The sequence below is a fragment of the Microbacterium sp. LWH13-1.2 genome (assembly GCF_038397735.1).
In the GTDB taxonomy this organism is placed as follows: domain Bacteria; phylum Actinomycetota; class Actinomycetes; order Actinomycetales; family Microbacteriaceae; genus Microbacterium.
The window spans coordinates 3527322-3542755 of the sequence record NZ_CP151635.1; the positions used below are offsets into that span (position 1 = coordinate 3527322).

The following is a 15434-nucleotide window of genomic DNA, read 5'->3' on the forward strand; positions in this document are numbered from 1 at the left end:
CGGTCTCGTAATTCCTTGTCACCTTCGCGAGTTGGAATACTCCTGTTCTCGGAATTCGGGAACGCCTCCTCCCGAAAGGTCATCATGCGCCGCCTCACCCTGCCCGCCGTCGGCCTCCTCGGCCTCGCCGCCCTCGCCCTGACCGGCTGCCAGAGCCCGACCGCCGAAGCGGCTCCCGCCGATCCGAACGCTCCCATCACGATCGCGACGCTTCCCGTCGGCGACGACCCCACCGCCGAGAACCCGATCGAGGTCTTCGCCGAACTCCTCGAAGAGTCCACCGGCCGCGATGTCGAGATCACCGATGTGCCCGACTACCTGAGCGTGGTCGAGGCGATCCGCGCCGACCACGTCGACATCGGCATCATGAGCGGTTTCCCCTCGGCGCTCGCCGTCAACACGGGCGAGGTCGACGCACTCGTCGCCTTCCAGGGAGACGGCAAGCCCGTCTCGACCTGCGTCGTGCTGAACGATTCGCCGATCGAGACTGTCGAGGACCTCGAGGGCAAGACCGTCGCCTTCGCCGACCAGGCGTCGAGCTCGGGCTACTTCATGCCGGTGTACATGCTGCACGAGGCAGGGCTCGAACAGGGAACCGACTACGAGGCGATCTTCGCGGGCGGTCATGAGGGCAGTTTCGCGGCGCTGCAGCAGGGGCAGGTCGATGCCGCGTGCACCGCTGTCATGCTCACCGAGCTGGGCGCCCCGATGTTCCCCTTCGCCGACGGCGAGTGGCGCGCGGTGGGCGAGAGCCCGGCCATGGACATCCAGGGCGCGGTGCTCGGCCGTCAGTCGCTCGACGACGAGACGCGCAAGCTCATCCAGGACGGCATCGCCGAGGTCTTCTCGCCCGAGAACGCCGAAGCTCTCGGAGCCTACGGTGCCTTTGCCGCGGCCGAGCAGACGGTCGACCCCGACGGCTCGTCGTTCGCCTCGTTCGCCGAGATCGCCGAGGTCGCGGGCGTCGAACTCAAGGACCTCAAGTGACGAACCCCTCACTGATGAGGGCGGATGCTGCGGAATCCGCCCTCCCGGCCCCCGCCGGATCCGCCCGCACCTCCACCGCCGAGCTGCGCCAGGCGCTCCCGCTCGTGTCGGTGCGCGACCTCAGCGTCGCGTATGACGCCACCACGGTGCTCGACGGCGTGGACCTCGACCTGTTCCCCGGTGAGATGGTCGCGCTTCTCGGCGCCTCGGGTTCGGGAAAATCGACTCTCATGCGCAGCCTCACAGGGTTCGCCCCGATCTCTGCGGGATCGGTCAGGGTCGCCGGCCATGACGTCACCAACCTCGCGCGCGGCGAGCTGCGCACGCTGCGTTCGGATGTCGGCCAGGTGTTCCAGCAGTTCAACCTGATCCCGCGGCTCAGCGTCATGACGAACGTGCTCACCGGAGCGCTGCACGGCGCCGGCGCGATCAATCTGGTGGGCGGCTTCTCGAGCGCGCATCGCCGCCGCGCGCTCGAGCTGCTCGACCGCGTCGGCATCGCTCACAAGGCCACTGCCCCTGCGCGGTCGCTCTCGGGCGGCCAGCAGCAGCGCGTGGCGATCGCCAGGGCGCTCATGCAGCAGCCCAAGGTGATCCTCGCTGACGAGCCGGTCGCATCGCTCGACCCCAAGCTCGCCGATTCGGTGCTCGAACTGCTGCGCGAGATCGCCACCGAAGACGGCATCCCGGTGCTCGTCAGCCTGCATGTGCTGCCGCTCGCCCTCGCGCACAGCGACCGCATCATCGGTCTGCGGCACGGACGGATGCTGGTCGCGGGCGCCACATCGCAGCTGGATGCCGCGGCACTCGCGCCGCTCTACGACGACGAGGAGCACGACGATGACGCTCACCACTGATCCCCGTTCGACGGATGGCCCGGCGGGCCGCTCGACGGATGGCCCAGGCGGCAAGGCCGACCGGCCGTCCACTCGCCCGACCCTGGATGCCGGGGAGCGCTCGCGCCTGGAGCGCGCGTTCCGCATCCCGCGGGCTCGCTTCCTGATCGGCCTGCCGATCGCCGCGCTGCTGCTGATCTGGTCGTTCAACGGCGCCGAGTTCAACTTCATCAAGCTGGGTGACGGCGCCGTCAACATGGGCGAGTTCCTCTCCCGGCTGTTCCCGCCGGACTTCTCGAAGATCGGCACCATCCTCGCGCTGCTGCTCGAGACGTTCCAGATGGCTGTCGTCGGCACGGTGCTCGGCGCCGTGCTGTCGCTGCTCGCCGCGTTCGGCGCATCATCGAACATCGCGCCGAAGTGGGTCTACTACCCGACGCGGTGGGTGATGAACATCATCCGCTCGGTGCCCGATCTCGTGTTCGCGCTCATGTTCGTCTCGGCCGTCGGACTCGGCCCGTTCGCCGGCATCCTGGCCATGACCCTCGGATCCATCGGGTCGATCGGCAAGATCTTCGCCGAGGCCATGGAGCAGGTCGACCGCGGGCCCGTCGTCGCGATGGAAGCGGTCGGCGCCTCGAAGAGGCAGGTCATCCAATACGGCATCCTGCCGCAGTCGGCGCCCCTGCTGACCTCGTACACGCTGCTGCTGTTCGAAGGCAACGTGCGCGGGGCGACCATCCTCGGCCTGGTCGGAGCCGGCGGTATCGGTCTCGAACTGACCACCGCCATGCGCATGTACGACTACGGCCACCTCAGCGCCATCATCATCTGCATCATCGTGCTCGTCACGGCGATCGACCAGGGCAGTGCCCTCATCCGAAGGAGAATCACATGACCATCGCCGACATCGACCTGGTGCTCAGCGCCCCCGTCAACCTGCGCGATCTCGGCGGCATTCCGATCGACGGCGGCGTGCTGCGCGAGGGCCTCGCCATTCGCACCGACGACCTCGCCTACGTCACGACCGAGATCGCTTCGCAGCTCGTCGCCGCTGGGCTCACGGCGATCATCGATCTGCGCTCGCCGCTGGAGGTGTCGGTCACCGGCCGCGGACCCCTCGCCGAGTACCCCGTGGCCTACCACCACCTGCCGTTGATCGCGGATGTCGGAGAGTCGATGAACCGGGACGCCCCCGAGCTCACCCACGACGCGATGGGGCGGATGTACCTGCGCATGGTCGAGGTGGCGGCTCCCCAGCTGGTCACTGCGCTGAACGTCATCGCATACACCCCGGGGACCGCGGCTTTCCACTGCGCCGCCGGGCGCGATCGCACCGGTGTGGTGGCGGCAATGCTGCTGCTCGCTCTCGGGGCGGTGGACGACGACATCGTCGCCGACTACGCCCTCACCGGCGGCAACATGGTCGCGATCATGCAGCGCACAGCCCCGGTGATGGGGGCGATGTGGAAGGCCCTCGGGTTCGACGCGGGTGCCGCCGGGGCAAGCGCGGCGCTGCTCGAAGGCTCGATGGAGGTGTCGATGCGCACCCTGCTCGACACGCTCCGCGAGCAGCACGGCGATGCTCTCGCACCGCTGCGAGCGGCAGGGCTGTCGGACGCGACAGTCGCTCGGCTCCGTGAGCGGGCGCTGGTGTGATCACGGCTGTGCCGCAGGATGACGCCGGGGCTGCGGTTCGCCGCCGTCCCGGTCGCCCGCGTGATGAGGACATGGACGGGCAGATCGTCGCCGCGACGCTCGAGATCATCGATGCCGGTGAGGAGGTGACCGTGAGCCGCGTCGTCGCGCGGAGCGGGGTGAGTCGGGCGGCGCTGTACCGACGATGGCCGTCGCTCACGACGTTGATCGCGGCCGCGCTCGACGTCGGGCGCATGGTGCCGCCGGAGTATCCGGATGGCGTCGATCTTCGCGATGCGCTGTTCGACGGGCTCGGGCTCGGCGAGAGCGGAGTCGCGCTGTCGGTCGCGGCATCCGGGTATGCGGAGGAGCGGTTCCGTCAGCGCATCCGTCTCGTGATGTCGGACCGTGCGCTGCAGAAGGCGTACTGGCAGTCACATGTGTCGCGAAGGCGGGTGCCGCTGCTGAACGCGCTGCGCGCAGGGATCGCGCGCGGTGAGCTGCGGCCGGATCTCGACGTCGATGCGTGCTTCGATGCGATCGCCGGCACCGCGTACTACCAGATCGTCGTGCGCGGCGATCGGATGGACGACCCCGCGGTGGCGGCACGGCTGCGCGCGGCGGTCGACGTGATCTGGCGCGGGATGCTCGCCTGACACCCACCGGGTGCGGACTGCCGCTGGATCGTCCGGCTGGCGAATCCCCAGGTGGCGGACGATTGGCCGTAACCCACCCAGCCAACCGGGATTCGACCAGCCATCCGGGACGTCAGTGAGCGCGCTTACTCGAGCCACTCCGTGATGAAGCGGTCGCTCGCATGGATGTGGGTGGCCTCATACGTGCCGCCGTCGAGCACCTCGAATCGGTGGTCGACGAGCGCCGGGACGACCAGCACCTGCCCTCCGGATCCGACGACCTGCTCGTCGCCCACGGTGAAGAGTGCGCGGCCCCGGTGGATGACGAAGGTCTCGGCGTACGGATGCCGGTGCAGTCGCGGCCCGCTGCCGACCGCTGAGGTGAACTCGCGGATGATGCTCACGGGCGAGCCGATCAGGTGGCCCTCGATATTCGCGTCGAGGGCCACGTCGATGGGTGAGATGGTCATGGAGCCTCCTTGGTGGCTGAGGCTACCGACGCGCGCCCGTGCACGGAAGAGGCGGCGTACTGTTGCCGCCTCATCCGGGTTCCGGGGTGCGTGACGTCAGCGCGCCTCGGTCGTTCCCGAGCTCGGCACGACCTGCACGGTGTCCGTCCGCACGCCGGGGTGGTCGCGCTCGAGCGCTGCACCTTCCATGTCGACGTTGGGGAGGATGCGGTCGAGCCACCGCGGCAGCCACCAGGCCGAACGGCCGAGCAGGTGCATGAGGGCTGGCATGAGCAGCATCCGCACGACGAAGGCGTCGAGCAGCACCCCGAAGGCGAGGCCGAAGCCGATCGAGCGGATGATGGTCGACTCGGAGAAGATGAACCCGCCGAACACCGACACCATGATGAGCGCCGCGGCGATGACGACCGAGCGGCCAGCGCGGAATCCCTGCGCGACGGCATCGCGAGCCGACGCTCCGTGCACGTAGGCCTCGCGCATGCCCGAGGCGAGGAACAGCTGGTAGTCCATCGCGAGCCCGAACAGGATTCCGACGAGGATGACGGGCAGGAAGCTCAGGATCGGCCCCGGACTGTCCAACCCGATGAGGTCGGCACCCCAGCCCCACTGGAACACGGCGACGATCAGGCCGTAGGTCGCGAACAGCGAGAGGACGAATCCGCCGGTGGCGATGATCGGCACGAGCAGCGAGCGGAACACGACGATCATGATGAGCAGCGAGAGTCCGACGACGACCACGAGGTAGAGGGGCAGAACGCCGGCCAGCGCCTCGGAGATGTCGATGTTGGTCGCCGCCTGACCGGCCACGCCGAGCGTGATGCCGCCGTCGAGCTGGGGCAGGGCGCGGATGTCCTGCACGAGCTTCTCGGTCGACGCGCTGTTCGGGCCTTCGGCCGGCAGTACCTGGAACGCGAGCAGGGTGTTGTCGTCGGAGGTCGCGATCGGGGCGACGGCGACGACGTCATCCTGATCGGCGATCTTCTGGGCGACCTCGACCTGGGTGGCGAGAAGGTCGTCGTCGCTCACCGCGTCGTCGAGGGTGGCCGTGACGAGCAGCGGCCCGTTGGCGCCTTCGCCGAACTGCTCGTCGACGATGTGGAACGCCCGGTAGCTGGTCGAGTCCGAGGGCTCGCTCGCACCGTCGGGCAGTCCGAGGCGCATCGACATCGAGGGGATCGCGACGATCAGCAGGGCGATCACGCTGACGAGCACGGTGACGATCGCGCGCAGCGTCGACATGCGCTTCACCGGCTTGCCCGCGGCGTGGTGCTGACCGATCGTGGCACGGGCCTTGCCGCTGAGCAGGCGGGTGCCGACGAGTCCGAGGATCGCGGGAGCGAGCGTGATCGCGACGAGCACGGCGACGGCGACACAGACGGCACCGACGGTGCCCATGAGTCCGAGGAACGGCACGCCTGTCACGTTGAGAGCGAGCAGCGCCACGATCACCGTGGTTCCGGCGAACACGACGGCTGTGCCCGAGGTGCCCGTCGCGAGCCCGATGGATTCGCGAACCGGAACACCGTTGAGCAGCTGCTTGCGGTGTCGGTTGACGATGAAGAGCGAGTAGTCGATGCCGACCGCGAGGCCCAGCATGACACCGAGCACCGGGGTGACGGATGCCATGTCGACGACGCCCGAGAAGGCGAGGGATGCCGTCACGCCGACACCCACGCCGACGACGGCCGTCACGATCGGCAGCGCGGCACCGATGAGCGACCCGAGCATGACGATCAGGACGATCGCGGCGAACGCGAGGCCGATCGCCTCTCCGACGCCGAAGATCTCGGGCACACCCTGCGCGATGTCGGTGCCGAAGTCGACCTCGACGCCATCGATGGGGGAGGACTCGAAGTGCTCGATCGTGCCTTCCTTGACCGCTTCGGAGAGCTCGAGGCGGGGGTCTTCGAACGAGACGTTGACGATCGCGGTCGAGCCGTCGTCGGACACGACGCCGATGCCGTCGGTGAGGTCGAGGAGCGTGGATCCGAGGTCGACCTTCTCGGCGTTGGCGTCGAGCTCGTCGCGCGACTCGTCGATCGTCTTCTGCTGGGCGTCGAGTTCGGCGAGCTGGGCGTTGAGCGCGGCGATCTGCGCGTCGAGTTCGGCGAGCTGGGCCGCGGGAGCTCCGCCCGCCTCGGCCTGTGTCCGAGCGGTGGTGAGCTGTTCCAGACCCGCATCGAGCTGGGTGCGTCCGTCGTCGAGCTGTGTCTGACCGGCATCCAGCTGGGCGCGGCCTCCTTCGATCTGGTCCTTGCCGTCGGCGAGGTCCTGCGCCTGCACGGCCTGCTGCTGCTGCGCGTCGAACGGGTCGATGACCGAGGCGACGCCGTCGAGGTCTTCGGCACTCTTCGCGAGTGCGGAGATGCCCTGCTTCTGCTGCTCGGTGAAAGCCGAGCCGTCGGTCGTCCGATAGACCACGGTTCCCGTGCCGCCGGCGGTGTCCGGCAGCTTCTCGGCGAGCTGGTCGGTCACGGCACCCGAGGCGGTGCCGGGGATGTCGAAGCTGTTGCTCAGCGTGCCGCCGAGCGTGAGGAACGCGCCGATGCCGAGTCCGAGGATCACGACCCACGAGACGATCACCGTCCACGCCTTGCGCGCAGCGAGAGAACCCAGACGGTAGAGCAGTGAGGCCAAAACGATCTCCTTCAGACGGATAGATCATACGGTGCGTATCGTCTAGGGTTCTGTGGTTATCCTGAACGTGTGGTGAACGAGCATCGAAGCGGGCCTGTGCGCAGCACTGCTGCCCGGGAGGCGATCCTCGACGCCACCTCCCGCCTGTTCCACAATCAGGGCTACGACCGTCTGACGATCGAGGGGATCGCGAAAGAGGCCGGCGTCGGCAAGCAGACCATCTATCGGTGGTGGCCCTCGCGGGGAGCGTTGATCGGCGAGTGCCTCGCCGAGGGGCGCCTGATTCCGGTCGACTTCGTCGTGCCCGACACCGGAGACCTCGCCGCCGACGTCGAGACCTGGCTGCGCAGCGTGCTCTCGATCCTCGAGGCTCCCGAGGGCGGAGCGCTGCTGCGCTCGCTCGTCGCCGCTGCCACCGAGGATGCCGGCGTCGGCGCTCACCTCGGTGACAGCCTCGGCGTGGAGAAGTACCTCACCGAGCGCATCCGCGGGGGTATCCGCGACGGACAGCTCGCCGAAGACGCCCCTGTCGAGCAGCTCGGGAGAGCGATCCTCGGGGCGATCATCGTCGAGTCGCTGGGGCGCGAGCACCACGACCCGGAGTCGATCGTGCAGCTGACCCGCTTCTTCTTCTCGCGCTAGCAGCAGGCGGCGGCACACGCACAGGCACAGCCGCGGTCACCAGCGCCGGGGTGGTCATCGCGCCGAGACCGCTCTGCCGCCGCCGGTCTGCGCCTCCAGGCCCGAGCGGTGACCGTGCGCGAAGGAGCCGGGATCCGCGCCGCGCCGCCGTCGGGAATGCTTCGTCGTCATCTCGTCGACCGCGGCATCCACTCGGCTGCGCCGCGAGGTGAGCACGAGTTCGGTGCCCGTGCCGCTCTCTTCGACAGCGGCGCGGCGACCCTCTTCGATCCGATCCATGGCACCGACGGCGAAGCCCCGGATGAAGCCGCTGCGCGCTCGACGTTTCACCCCGTCGCGATGACCGATGTACAGATCTCGATGCTCGAGCCACCAGCTGCGCATCGCGACCATCGCCTGCACCTCCAGGCTGGCTGTCAGCGTCTGGACCTGCGTCACGTCGGACGCGTGCCCGACCAGGAGCAGGCCCGTGATCGGCGGATACTCGGCGAGCAGCGGACGCACGACGCCGAGCGCCCTGGCCACGCCGATGCCGATCTCGCGGAGATCTTTCGCATAGACGCCGCGGAACAGCATCCGCTCGGTGACGATCTGCTCTCGAGTCTGCCCCAGCCGGCCTCGTCGTTCATCGATCTGCGCCTGCTCGATGCCGTACTTCACGATGAGTCGTTCGGCGTGCTCGGTCAGAGCCTCGGCCTCTTCGGGCGTCGTGCTCTCGGCTTTGGCGAGCAGTTTCGCGATGAGGTCGAGTTTGGCTTCGGTCATGGCATCCCCCTTGGATCTGTGATGCCTCGAATCCTTCGCGGGGGTGCCTACATTCAGAGGCAGGACTCCGGGGCGTGTGAAGAAACCCAGATCAGGGATGCCGGTGCAGAAGCGGTTGCCGGTGCACGACCGAGCACAGTTTCGGACCGGACCGCCGACCCGCCGCGGGAAGGGTCGGGGTCGCCGGCGTGTCGGCCGTCGACTCCGAAGTTGTGACCGAGCCCGGGCCGGGGCCACGTACTCCGGACGACCTCAGCCGAGGATCAGCGTGATGACGGTCGCGCCGCCGCCACCGAGGATCAGAGCGACGATCACCGTCCACGCGACGATGCGGATGCGACGGTTGCGCTTCTCGCCCAGGTCGCCGTAGTCGTCGTCGGGCCGGCTGAGTTCGTTCATCGTCTCGTCTCGCTTCGCTCGCTCAACGACCGGTCAGCTGACCGGCTCCGCGACCGTCGGCCCGAATGCTGCCGGCAGGGTGGCCTGAGAGCGCTCGCGGATCTCGGCGATCGGAACGGTGAAGACGTCCTGCACCTCGAGCTTCGCGCCCTCGGAGTCGGTCACGCCGATGCGCATCACGGGGTAGTCGCGGCCTTCGCAGAGTCCGCGGAACTTCACGTCGTCCTCACGGGGGACCGTCACGATGACGCGACCGGTCGACTCGGAGAACAGTGCGGATGCCGCATCCACTCCGTCGCGCTCGATGATCTCGTTGAGCCAGACGCGGGCGCCGACGCCGAAGCGCGAGACGCCCTCGGCGAGGGCCTGCGCGAGGCCACCCTCCGACACGTCGTGCGCCGACGAGATCAGCCACTCGTCGCGTGCCGCACCGAGCAGACCTGCGAGGCGCTTCTCGCCCGCGAGGTCGACCTTCGGGGGCAGTCCGCCGAGGTGCTGGTGCACGGTCTCGGCCCACGCAGAACCGGACAGCTCGGTCGAGGTCGTGCCGAGCAGGTAGATGTTCTGGCCCTCGTCCTGCCATCCCGAGGGGATGCGGCGCGAGACGTCGTCGATGATGCCCAGCACGCCGACGAGCGGGGTCGGGTGGATCGGCACGTCGCCGGTCTGGTTGTAGAACGAGACGTTGCCGCCGGTGACCGGGGTGCCGAGCTCGTAGCATCCATCGGCGAGACCGTCGACGGTCTGCCCGAACTGCCACATGACCTCGGGGTTCTCGGGAGAGCCGAAGTTCAGGCAGTCGGTGATCGCGGTGGGAACCGCTCCGGTGACGGCGACGTTGCGGTACGCCTCGGCCAGGGCCAGCTGCGCACCCGCATACGGGTCGAGCTGGCAGTAGCGGCCGTTCGCGTCGGTCGAGATCGCGAAGCCGAGACCCGACTCCTCGTCGACGCGGATCATGCCGGCGTCATCGGGGAACGAGAGGGCCGTGTTGCCGAGCACGTAGTAGTCGTACTGGTTGGTGATCCAGCGGGTGTCGGCCAGGTTCGGCGAGGCGACCAGGTCGAGGAACTGCTCGCGCAGCACCTCGGGGTCGTTCGAGCGGGGCAGGTTCTCGGCGGCATCCGCCTGCAGTGCGTCGATCCACGTCGGGTAGGCGACCGGGCGGTCGTAGACCGGGCCGTCGACCGCGACGGTCGAGGGGTCGACGTCGACGATGCGCTCGCCCTGCCAGTCGATGATGAGGCGGCCGTCTCCGGTGACCTCGCCCAGCACCGACGTCTCGACGTCCCACTTCTGCACGACCGCGAGGAACGCGTCGAGCTTCTCGGGGGCGACGATCGCCATCATGCGCTCCTGCGACTCCGACATGAGGATCTCCTCAGCCGTGAGCGAGGGGTCGCGCAGCAGGACGTTGTCGAGCGAGACCTTCATGCCGCTGTTGCCGTTGGCCGCGAGCTCGCTGGTCGCGCACGAGATTCCCGCGGCGCCCAGGTCTTGGATCGCCTCGACGAGCTCGTCGCGGTACAGCTCGAGGCAGCACTCGATGAGCACCTTCTCGGCGAACGGGTCGCCCACCTGCACCGCGGGGCGCTTGGTGGGTCCGGTGCTGTCGAACGAATCGGATGCCAGGATGCTGGCGCCGCCGATGCCGTCGCCACCCGTGCGGGCACCGAACAGCACGACCTTGTTGCCGACGCCGGTGGCGTTCGCGAGCTTGAGGTCTTCGTGGCGGAGCACGCCGACCGCGAGCGCGTTGACGAGCGGGTTGGCCTGGTAGACGGAGTCGAAGACCGTCTCGCCGCCGATGTTGGGAAGGCCCAGGCAGTTGCCGTAGAAGCTGATGCCGCTGGTCACGCCGTGCACGACGCGGGCCGTGTCGGGGTGGTCGATCGCGCCGAAGCGCAGGGCGTCCATGACCGCGACCGGGCGTGCGCCCATCGAGATGATGTCGCGGACGATGCCGCCGACGCCGGTCGCTGCACCCTGGAACGGCTCGATGAACGACGGGTGGTTGTGCGACTCGGCCTTGAAGGTGACGGCCCAGCCCTCGCCGACGTCGATGACGCCCGCGTTCTGGCCCATGCCCACCATCAGGCGTTCCTTCATCTCGTCGGAGACCTTCTGGCCGAAGCGGCGCAGGTAGTTCTTCGACGACTTGTACGAGCAGTGCTCCGACCACATCACGGAGTACATGGCCAGCTCGCCGGAGGTCGGGCGGCGGCCCAGAATCTCCTTGATGCGGGCGTACTCGTCGTCCTTGAGGCCCAGCGCTGCGTACGGCTGCTCCTTCTCCGGAGTCGCGGTGGCGTTCTCGACGGAGTCGGGGACGTGCTTGTGGGCAGGTGCAGGGGCGGTGGTCACGCGCACTCCTAGATGAGGGGCCGGCGGGGCATGGCCAGTCTACCGGGGGATGCCGTGGCCATCGGCCCGGGCGGATAGCGGCGTCTACGTCAGGAGCGGCCCGAGCTCCCGTGCAGCCGCGATGACGGAGACGGCGATCGAATCGGACTCGTCGATGTATCGGCGCGGACCCGAGTAGGACAGTGCTCCGGCAAGCGCACCGGAGGCGTCGGTGATCGGCGCGACCAGACACCCCCGCTGGCCGTCGCGAGTGCGGATCACGCCCTGCTCGCGGAGCTCGGTGACGAGGTCGTCGGCGACGTGCTCCCCGCGGACGACTTCTCCTCGCACGACGAGTGGCAGCAGACCCAGCGCGTATCGGGTGGGCTCGTGCTGCAGGCCCAGCCGGTTCGAGAGGGGAAAGTCGGGGTCCTCATCGGCGATGACGACTCTGCCGTCGCGGTAGAGGACGAGGTGGATGCCGCCCCGCGCGCTCGCCCTGGTGCGCTCGAGGACGTCGCGTGCGGCACGGGGGACGCGCTCGACGGCGATGCTGCCGGCCAGCAACGCCACTTTCGTGCCCAGGGCGAAACCGGTGAGATCCGGCGTCCGGACGAGGTATTCGTCCTGCACCAGCAGATTGAGCAGGCGATAGGTCGTCGCGCGCGGCATCCCCAGATGCTCGGCGAGTTGCCGCGCAGTGACACCGGCTCCCATCGCCGCGACGGCTTCGAGCATCGACAGCGCACTGTGGATGGCGGTGGGCTGGCGGGCCGAGATCGATACCCCGTCACCGCCCGTCATCCGTCGGCGTCCCCCGGTTCGCCCCCGTTTGCGCTGCTGCTGCCGTCGCCCGCGCTGCCGCTGCGGGCCACGCCGCCGAGGACGTGAGCGGCGACCGGCTCGTCGTAGCGCCCGAGCTCACCCATGGGCGAGCGCCGCCGCCACCGGATCAGTGCCGCCGCGATGACGGCGATGCCGACGGTGAGCCAGACTCCTGGATTCCCCGCCGTGGCCTCCGCGGCGAGATAGACGGTCAGGCATCCCGTCAGTGCCGCCGCCGCGCTGACGGCCACGATCACGGATCCGGCGGTGACCTCCCCGATGCGACGCAGGAACAGTGGCGCGGCGATGCAGACCAGCACGTAAGCGACGATGTAGCCCGAGGCCGAGATCAGCAGGACGGCCTTCATCGCGTCCCATGGCGACACTCCGGCCGCGACGACCGCGATCGGGACCAGGGTGATCGGCGGGGCTGCGACGGCGATCGCGCCGACCGGAGTGCGGTGACGGCGGTGAGTGCGTCCCAGCTCGGTCGGGGCCACGCCGTCGCGGGCGAGTGCGAACACAATGCGGGTGAGGGCGGTCGTCGATGCGATGGCGCAGGCCAGGCCCGAGGTGGCGATGCCGACGTCCGCGACGGCGGCCCAGGCGGAGAGACCGAAACGCGACGCCAGCTCATCGAGGAGCGCGACCGATGTCGTCCCCCCGATCGCGTCTGCCCCGGCGATCTGCGTGTAGCCGGCTATGAGGTAGAAGACGCCGGCCACGCCGACGCTCCACACGATGGCGCGGGGGATGTTCTTCAGGGGCGAGCGCGCTTCGACGCCGAGCGTCGCCGAGCTCTCGAAACCGACGAACGCGGTGATCGCGAGCACTGCGCCCCCGGCGACGCCCGCCACCGATACGTCGTCGGGCGAGAAGATCGCCGCGGGATGGATCGGTCCGATCTGCACGAGGAGCACGATCAGAAGGAGCAGGATCAGCGCGACGCTGACGAGTTCGACGACGAGAGCCACCCGGGATGAGAGACGGATGCCACGCACGAGGACGATCGCGAGCACCGCTGCCTCGATGACCAGAGCGCCGAGAGCGATCGGGGTCGCGGGGAGCTGCGGCCACAGCCTGGTCACGAGCATCGTCGCGTAGTGCGCACCGCCCAGGAGCGCGAAGACCGAGATGAAGGCGTACCCGACGACGATCGCCGCGCCTGTCGCGAGCCCGGCGGTCGTGCCGAGCCCCCGGGCGGCATAGGTGTAGAGCGAGCCGCTGGCGGCGAACCGCCGCGTGAACTGGTTGATCGTCCGAGCGACCAGGAACGTGATGATCGTCGCGAGGGCCATCACGAGAACTGTCGCTCCGCCGGCCAGATCCGCGACCATCAGCACGGCCATGGCCGACGCCGCAGCCGGGGCGATGGCGGCGACCGACTGCGCGAGGACGTCGGCGAAACCCACGGTGTGCCTGTCGAGTCCGTGCAGCGGTGAGCGGGCGGCGAACGATCGAACGGTCTCCGGGCGTTCGATCGCCTCTTCGAGTGCAGACATGGGGCCTCCGCCTGTTGCGCGATGAACGCTGCTGCGCGATGGGAAAAGGCTAAGAGCGATCGGTTGCAGGGACGCTTCAGTCGTGTTTCGCGCAGATCTCGCCCGAATGAGACAGCCCGCATTCGAGTGTCCCGTTCGCGGCGACCGCAGACGTCACTCCGCCGAGACGGGCGGGAAATCCCGCCGCGGCAGGGTGGGGGAACCGCTCCACTCCGCTTCTCTCAGAAGGGTTTGCACATGGTCCAGATTCAGCCCAGCGCCACCGAGACCTCCCCGAAGAAGGTCCTGTCGGGATCGCTCGGTGCGACGGCGATCGTCTTCATGGTCGTCGCCGCCGCCTCGCCCCTGACTGTCATCGGCGGGTCGGCCCCGCTCGGCATCCTGCTCGGCAACGGGTCGGGGTTCCCGGCGCTGTATGCGATCAGCGCCGTCGTTCTCGTGCTCTTCGCCGTCGGCGTCTCCGCGATGGCCAAGCACGTCCCCAACCCCGGGGCGTTCTTCACCTACGTCGGATACGGCCTCGGACGCTCGACCGGTCTCGCGTCCGCCTGGATCGCGATGCTCACGTATACGACGATCCAGGTGTCCGTGTACGGGTACATGGGCTACGTGCTGAGCTTCACCTTCGAAGGGTTCGGCATCACGCTCCCGTGGTGGCTGTACTCGATCGCCGTCGTCGCGCTCGTCGGGTTCCTCGGCTATCGCCACATCGATCTCTCCAGCAAAGTGCTCGGCGTCCTGCTCTGCGCCGAGGTCGGAATCGTCCTCCTTCTCGTCGCGGCGGTCGTGATCTCCGGCGGCCCCGAAGGGTTGAGCCTGGCACCGTTCGAGCCGAAGAACGTCGCGAGCGGTTCCCCCGGCGTCGGCCTCATGATGGCGATCGCCGCCTTCATCGGATTCGAGGCGACCGCGGTCTTCCGCAGCGAGGCGCGCGATCCCGACCGCACGATCCCCCGCGCCACCTATATGGCCGTGATCGGCGTCGGTGTGTTCTACACCCTCGCCTCCTGGGGCCTCGTCATGGCATGGGGGCCCTCGAACATCCTGGAGGAGGCCGCGGCCGACCCGGGAACGCTCATCCTCCGCACGATGTCGGCGTACCTCGGCGCCACCGGCGAGATCATCACGAACATCCTCCTCATCACCGCGATGTTCGCCTGCGTGCTGTCGTTCCACAACGTCGTCGCCCGTTACCAGTACTCCATGGCAGGCGCCGGCGTGCTGCCCGACCGGGTGGGCGCCGTGCACCCCCGGCACATGTCCCCGCACGTGTCCTCGCTCGTGCAGAGCATCACCGCGATCGTCCTCGTCGCGCTGTTCGCCGTTCTGCAGCTCGACCCGGTGCTGCAGGTGTTCACCTGGTTCGCCGGGGTCGCGACCGTGGCCATCGCCCTCCTGATGGCGGTCACCTCGATCGCGGTCATCGTCTACTTCGCGAGGACACGCAAGGACCGGAGGATCTGGAACACCGTGATCGCCCCTGTGCTCGGCTTCATCGGCCTGGTGCTCTCTGTGGTCATGATCGTCGTCTACTTCCCGATCATGGTCGGCGACACGGACGCCACAGGCGCGCCCGTGTTCGGCGCGGTCAGCTGGAGTCTGCTCGGGCTGGTGATCGTCTTCCCCCTCATCGGGTACGCCCAGGCCGCGTGGATCAGAGCCCGCAGGCCCGCGGCATACGTCAAGCTCACCGACGCCATCGCCGGCTGAGGGCGCACGACCATGAGCGCGACCGACACACTCTCCCCCACCCCC

14 protein-coding genes are annotated in these 15434 nt (G+C 68.7%); 7 read left to right on the forward strand and 7 right to left on the reverse strand.

Annotated features, from left to right (window positions below; genetic code table 11):
- Positions 1–84 precede the first annotated feature (84 nt).
- The 5 genes from phnD to MRBLWH13_RS17045 all read left to right on the forward strand — a co-directional run bounded on the left by phnD (position 85) and on the right by MRBLWH13_RS17045 (position 4117).
- Positions 85–987 carry a phosphate/phosphite/phosphonate ABC transporter substrate-binding protein gene (phnD, locus tag MRBLWH13_RS17025; RefSeq protein WP_311877644.1) on the forward strand — a complete coding sequence of 301 codons (903 nt, stop codon included), beginning with the start codon at positions 85–87 and terminating at the stop codon, positions 985–987.
- A complete protein-coding gene (gene phnC / locus MRBLWH13_RS17030; protein WP_341956094.1) occupies positions 984–1844 on the forward strand; it encodes a phosphonate ABC transporter ATP-binding protein in 861 nt (286 codons plus the stop codon). Before phnD ends, phnC begins: the two co-directional genes overlap by 4 nt.
- Positions 1828–2721, forward strand: a complete 894-nt coding sequence (gene phnE / locus MRBLWH13_RS17035) for a phosphonate ABC transporter, permease protein PhnE (protein WP_235558894.1) — start codon at positions 1828–1830, stop codon at positions 2719–2721. The genes phnC and phnE overlap by 17 nt, the downstream gene beginning before the upstream one ends.
- Positions 2718–3482, forward strand: coding sequence for a tyrosine-protein phosphatase (locus MRBLWH13_RS17040; protein ID WP_341956095.1), 765 nt, complete (start codon positions 2718–2720; stop codon positions 3480–3482). The genes phnE and MRBLWH13_RS17040 overlap by 4 nt, the downstream gene beginning before the upstream one ends.
- Before the next feature lie 71 nt (positions 3483–3553).
- On the forward strand, positions 3554–4117 hold the full coding sequence (locus MRBLWH13_RS17045) for a TetR/AcrR family transcriptional regulator (RefSeq protein WP_341956096.1): 564 nt from the start codon (positions 3554–3556) through the stop codon (positions 4115–4117).
- A gap of 125 nt (positions 4118–4242) precedes the next feature.
- Here the strand turns inward: MRBLWH13_RS17045 and MRBLWH13_RS17050 are convergent, their stop codons facing one another.
- Positions 4243–4566, reverse strand: a complete 324-nt coding sequence (locus MRBLWH13_RS17050) for a cupin domain-containing protein (RefSeq protein ID WP_341956097.1) — start codon at positions 4564–4566, stop codon at positions 4243–4245.
- Positions 4567–4662: 96 nt separating this feature from the next.
- On the reverse strand, positions 4663–7203 hold the full coding sequence (locus MRBLWH13_RS17055) for an MMPL family transporter (protein WP_341956098.1): 2541 nt from the start codon (positions 7201–7203) through the stop codon (positions 4663–4665).
- Positions 7204–7275: 72 nt separating this feature from the next.
- Here MRBLWH13_RS17055 and MRBLWH13_RS17060 point away from each other — a divergent pair, with 72 nt between their 5' ends.
- Entirely contained in the window at positions 7276–7845 is a 570-nt protein-coding gene (locus MRBLWH13_RS17060) for a TetR/AcrR family transcriptional regulator (RefSeq protein ID WP_341956099.1), read from the forward strand.
- A gap of 54 nt (positions 7846–7899) precedes the next feature.
- Here the strand turns inward: MRBLWH13_RS17060 and MRBLWH13_RS17065 are convergent, their stop codons facing one another.
- The 5 genes from MRBLWH13_RS17065 to MRBLWH13_RS17085 form a co-directional block, all read right to left on the reverse strand.
- Entirely contained in the window at positions 7900–8610 is a 711-nt protein-coding gene (locus tag MRBLWH13_RS17065; protein ID WP_341956100.1) for a DUF2786 domain-containing protein, read from the reverse strand.
- Between the two features lie 252 nt (positions 8611–8862).
- Positions 8863–9009, reverse strand: coding sequence for a hypothetical protein (locus MRBLWH13_RS17070; RefSeq protein WP_341956101.1), 147 nt, complete (start codon positions 9007–9009; stop codon positions 8863–8865).
- 33 nt (positions 9010–9042) lie between these two features.
- Positions 9043–11373, reverse strand: a complete 2331-nt coding sequence (purL, locus tag MRBLWH13_RS17075; RefSeq protein WP_341956102.1) for a phosphoribosylformylglycinamidine synthase subunit PurL — start codon at positions 11371–11373, stop codon at positions 9043–9045.
- Between the two features lie 84 nt (positions 11374–11457).
- On the reverse strand, positions 11458–12156 hold the full coding sequence (locus MRBLWH13_RS17080; protein WP_341956103.1) for a helix-turn-helix domain-containing protein: 699 nt from the start codon (positions 12154–12156) through the stop codon (positions 11458–11460).
- Positions 12153–13679 (reverse strand): APC family permease, encoded by a 1527-nt coding sequence (locus tag MRBLWH13_RS17085; RefSeq protein WP_341956104.1) that lies wholly within the window; start codon positions 13677–13679, stop codon positions 12153–12155. Before MRBLWH13_RS17085 ends, MRBLWH13_RS17080 begins: the two co-directional genes overlap by 4 nt.
- 237 nt (positions 13680–13916) lie before the next feature.
- On the opposite strand from MRBLWH13_RS17085, the gene MRBLWH13_RS17090 reads away from it, so the two are divergent.
- Positions 13917–15389 carry an APC family permease gene (locus MRBLWH13_RS17090; RefSeq protein WP_341956105.1) on the forward strand — a complete coding sequence of 491 codons (1473 nt, stop codon included), beginning with the start codon at positions 13917–13919 and terminating at the stop codon, positions 15387–15389.
- The last annotated feature ends 45 nt before the right edge of the window (positions 15390–15434 follow it).